We start from the raw sequence: 3,737 nt of genomic DNA on the forward strand, positions 1-3,737 counted from the left end.
AACACCCGTTTTGAATTTGTGTCCTTAACAAAGGATGAAGATATCAAGGAGCCGGATGAGGCGAAAGTTTCACGTCCGGTTTTGAAGGAGAGGTAGGGGTAGTAATGCCCCTATCGACTCTAACAGTATGGGAGTTAGGGCTGTGAACACAGTCAGACATTGTGATTGTGTTTAATAATCCGCAAAATTTTATCAAAAAATAGCCATGAGTGAGGAATTATGTCAAGCAGTTTGTTATCAAGATCTTGAGACAGTTATCGCTCTTTTAGATCGAGGTGACGATATAAATTTTAGATATAAAAATTTCTTAGATAGAACCCCTCTACACCAAGCAATTGAGATCGGCTCTGTCAGGATGGCTGAAATATTAATTGCTAGGGGTGCAGACGTTAACGCACCAGACAGAGATGACCATACACCTCTACACTTATCTATCTACCATAAAAATCTAGAGTTAGCAAAATTGCTGATTGACTCTGGTGCTGATGTAAATTTCCGATGCGGTCGTGGATCGGCAGATACTCCTTTACACGCAGCAGCTTGGAACAACCAATTCGAGATAGTTGAAGCACTTGTTGCTGCTGGAGCAGATATTAACATAGTTAGCCCTCCTGGGGAAACCCCAATTCAGGTTGCCGCTTCTAGGGGACATCGAGAAATTGTCGAACTACTTTTTTCTGAAGGTGCGGTTATTAACACGCACATTTCTGCTGCGCTCGGTAATATCCAGGATGTTGAGGGTTATCTCGAACAAGGGGGAGATCCAAATGCTCGTATAGTAACAGAATCTAACGGTGATACTTTGTTGTTCTTCGCAGCAGCAAATAACCAGATTGAAGTGGCTAAACTACTGATTGAGTGCGGTGCAAATGTGAATTATGAATGCGCTCAGGGTTATTATCCCTTGAGCATTGCTTCCAATTGGGGTTTTGTGGAAATGGTGCGGCTATTAATCGATAGTGGAGCTAATATTGATGCCGTTACAGATTGGGGTGATGGAGCTTTAGATTTAGCAGTAGATAACGGACACCAAGATCTTGTACAGCTATTGCTGCAACGCGGACTTTCTGTAGCAGGAAGTCCTCATAGCTGGAATGGAAATCTTATCGATAGAGCCGTTACTAGAGGAGACAAAAATCTTATTGAGTTTTTGCTCTCTCAAGGAGCAACAATTAGCAAAATAGCCATTCACGCTGCTGCCGAACAGGGACACAAACCCATTGTAGAACTTCTAATCGCTTGTGGAGCTGATGTCAATGCTAAAGACTATAGCGAAAATACAGCCTTACACAAAGCAGCTCTCAAGGGACATTTAGAAATTGTGCAAATTCTATTGATTTCAGGAGCATATGTTAATGCTAGAGATAATAAAGGAGATACACCCTTACACAATGCTGTTTTACTCGGTCACTTAAAAATTGTACGATCGCTCTTAGCTTCGGGAGCAATGGTGAATCCACAGAATCAGCGAGGCTGTACCCCAATTCAATTGGCTGATTGCAACAATTACCAAAATATATTTGAGGTTTTGCTCGCTCAATCTCTCAAAATAGGATTAAATCTGCGATCGGCCGATAAGAGGCGATGCAAATCATTTGATTAGTGTCGATCGTCCGTCGCTCTAAATTTAGAGGGCGCTAAAGCCTGAGCCTCTATAAATAATATGTCAAATCAATACATTTTGCAGAACTTTGGAAAGGTGCTTGAGGTCTATCGCACTTAAATCAGCCATTGAGTAAGGGCGATCGCTTAGTGTCACAAAATTGCCAGCGATCGATCTTTTTGCAATTCCGGCAATTTGAAAGCCAAAACAATATCTGCTTCGGGAATTCCCGCCACCATCAACTCGTAAGCAACGCCATCTTCTGTGCCGTCATGCTCTATCCAAAGCTTGTTATCGATAATTTCAATGTGGATCAAATTCCCGTAGATGCGATAACCGTTTTGCCAGCCTGTTTCGACTAACAAGTAGCGATCGCGCTTTTCATCTAATACTAATTTGACCTCCGTTAAGTCGTCATTACCAAGAAAATCGATATATTCTTGGAGAAGTTTTTCCACGATATCGCGATATTGAAGCTTTAGCGAATCCATTGCTCTATCGCCTCCTCTACTGGATCGAAAGTAACTAAACGAATTATACCATCTTCAATTAAACTTTGACCTGCTTCTTCCTCAAAAACCCTGTGTTTGATGTTTGCGGTAACTGCAAGAAATAGCAAGTGTTCGGGATAGTAGCGTTTCAGCAAGCCTTCGTAAAGCACAAACTGACCCGCCGCTTGTTCGAGATCCTTCATGTCTGAAGCACCGATAAAACTTTTAATCTCAACTGCTATTTTTTCAGTCCCGCGCTCGGCTGCAAGCATTCTCTCTGCTCCTAAATCGACGAACAAATTTCTGCCGCGAGCTAGACGAATTCGCAGCGGGTCATGGGTTATTGTCCAGCCATCCTTGATGAGGGCGTTTTTAACAGTTTGGTGATAAGTGTCTCTAGCAGGCATAGTATTTCTATTGTAGCTTGCGGGTTCTTCGCTCCTGTCGATCGCCCTTACAGAAAACTCGCGATCGCGCGATCGCCACAAATATTTACAAAAATAGTTGATATTTCAGATTAGTTGTGTTATAGTAGTCTAGATTCGGGAGTATAGCTCAGTTGGTTAGAGCAGGTGACTCTTAATCTCAAGGTCGAAGGTTCAAGTCCTTCTACTCCCATCCCCTTTAATGTTTATCAATCAAGAGTTTCAGCTTTGTTAGACCACTAAAAGTTCTAGTTTCCGCTCAATCCTGCTCTTCCAAGTAGCTGAGTATTTCCAAAACTGCTTCCATGTCTGCCAAGCTTGCCCCTGATTTTTTGCGCCGCGCTTTCAACTGATTGAGCAAGTCGGCCGGCTCTGGAAATTCTGCGACGGTCGGAACAGATTTTTTACTTTCAGGGCGATCGCTATTGACTTCCCTAAGTTCTTCCTTCAAATTCTGAACTTCCAAATCCAAGTCACCATTGCGCTCGTGTAACTGATTGAGTTCCTTGTCCCATTCTGCAAGTTGCTTGTTGGCCGCTTTCAATTCCTGCCTGAGCGATTCATCGTTGCCGTCGCTCAGGCACTCAATTTTTTCCAGCCGTTCCTCAATGGCGGCCATCCGCTCCATCACGGGCTCAAGACTTGAACTTACAGTTTTGTCTACAATGTCTACAGTATTTGTAGACGCGACGCTATCATTGTTTCGCGTAGACGGCGGTGTAGACACTGTAGACGTGCCCGAGATTTCCTTGAGAATGCGTTGCGCGGCTTGGCTAACCGACTCACCATCTAGTCTTTGAGCTTCTATCCAGTTAAGGAAGTGACCGGAGGCTCTGAAGGATACGACTTGACTTTGACTCATTGTAGACACCTGTATACGTTATTCGTCTACAATAACAGACTGCTGTCTACGTTGTCAACATAGTGTAGACAAAAATTGTAGACACAAAAATCCCCCAGTTAAGGGGGATGGGGTTGGGTCGCTAGTTATCGGCTAACTGGGTTTGAGAATTAATTTGTCGGGAGTCTCAGCGTAAGCAATTAAAACCATCCTCCAGACCTGTCTAACACAAGCTGATGTTGCGTACTTGTAACCCACATTCCGCACCCCCAACTGGCACATACACTGCTTGAGGGGGTAAAAGTGAATTATCCGAGATAATAGTGAGTAAAAACACCCAGAAATCTGTGCAATTATCGCATCACCCAGTTAGGGAT

At 43.5% G+C, this 3,737-nt stretch carries 4 protein-coding genes and 1 tRNA gene; 2 read left to right on the forward strand and 3 right to left on the reverse strand.

The genetic code is table 11. From position 1 onward, the window contains the following. Nucleotides 1-205: 205 nt before the first annotated feature. Nucleotides 206-1,603, forward strand: coding sequence for an ankyrin repeat domain-containing protein (locus QZ938_RS32820; protein ID WP_293356521.1), 1,398 nt, complete (start codon nucleotides 206-208; stop codon nucleotides 1,601-1,603). A gap of 152 nt (nucleotides 1,604-1,755) precedes the next feature. On the opposite strand, the gene QZ938_RS32825 is transcribed toward QZ938_RS32820, so the two are convergent. Both QZ938_RS32825 and QZ938_RS32830 read right to left on the reverse strand, forming a co-directional pair. Next, nucleotides 1,756-2,094: a XisI protein gene (locus QZ938_RS32825; protein ID WP_293356518.1), complete on the reverse strand. Its 339-nt coding sequence runs from the start codon at nucleotides 2,092-2,094 to the stop codon at nucleotides 1,756-1,758. Next, a complete protein-coding gene (locus QZ938_RS32830) occupies nucleotides 2,082-2,501 on the reverse strand; it encodes an element excision factor XisH family protein (protein ID WP_293150354.1) in 420 nt (139 codons plus the stop codon). Before QZ938_RS32830 ends, QZ938_RS32825 begins: the two co-directional genes overlap by 13 nt. Nucleotides 2,502-2,638: 137 nt before the next feature. Between QZ938_RS32830 and QZ938_RS32835 the strand changes: the two genes are divergently transcribed. After that, nucleotides 2,639-2,712, forward strand: a tRNA-Lys gene (locus QZ938_RS32835). 66 nt (nucleotides 2,713-2,778) lie between these two features. On the opposite strand, the gene QZ938_RS32840 is transcribed toward QZ938_RS32835, so the two are convergent. Next, on the reverse strand, nucleotides 2,779-3,381 hold the full coding sequence (locus QZ938_RS32840; protein WP_293356515.1) for a hypothetical protein: 603 nt from the start codon (nucleotides 3,379-3,381) through the stop codon (nucleotides 2,779-2,781). Nucleotides 3,382-3,737 lie beyond the last annotated feature (356 nt).

Origin of the sequence: Microcoleus sp. CAWBG27, assembly GCF_020883145.1 — a bacterium.
Classification (GTDB): Bacteria; Cyanobacteriota; Cyanobacteriia; order Cyanobacteriales; family Microcoleaceae; genus Microcoleus.

Bases quoted from the DNA above. Each gene is read 5' to 3' on its own strand.
- QZ938_RS32825 (WP_293356518.1), bottom strand. From the start codon at position 2,094: ATGGATTCGCTAAAGCTTCAATATCGCGATATCGTGGAAAAACTTCTC.
- QZ938_RS32840 (WP_293356515.1), bottom strand. From the start codon at position 3,381: ATGAGTCAAAGTCAAGTCGTATCCTTCAGAGCCTCCGGTCACTTCCTT.
- QZ938_RS32830 (WP_293150354.1), bottom strand. From the start codon at position 2,501: ATGCCTGCTAGAGACACTTATCACCAAACTGTTAAAAACGCCCTCATC.
- QZ938_RS32820 (WP_293356521.1), top strand. From the start codon at position 206: ATGAGTGAGGAATTATGTCAAGCAGTTTGTTATCAAGATCTTGAGACA.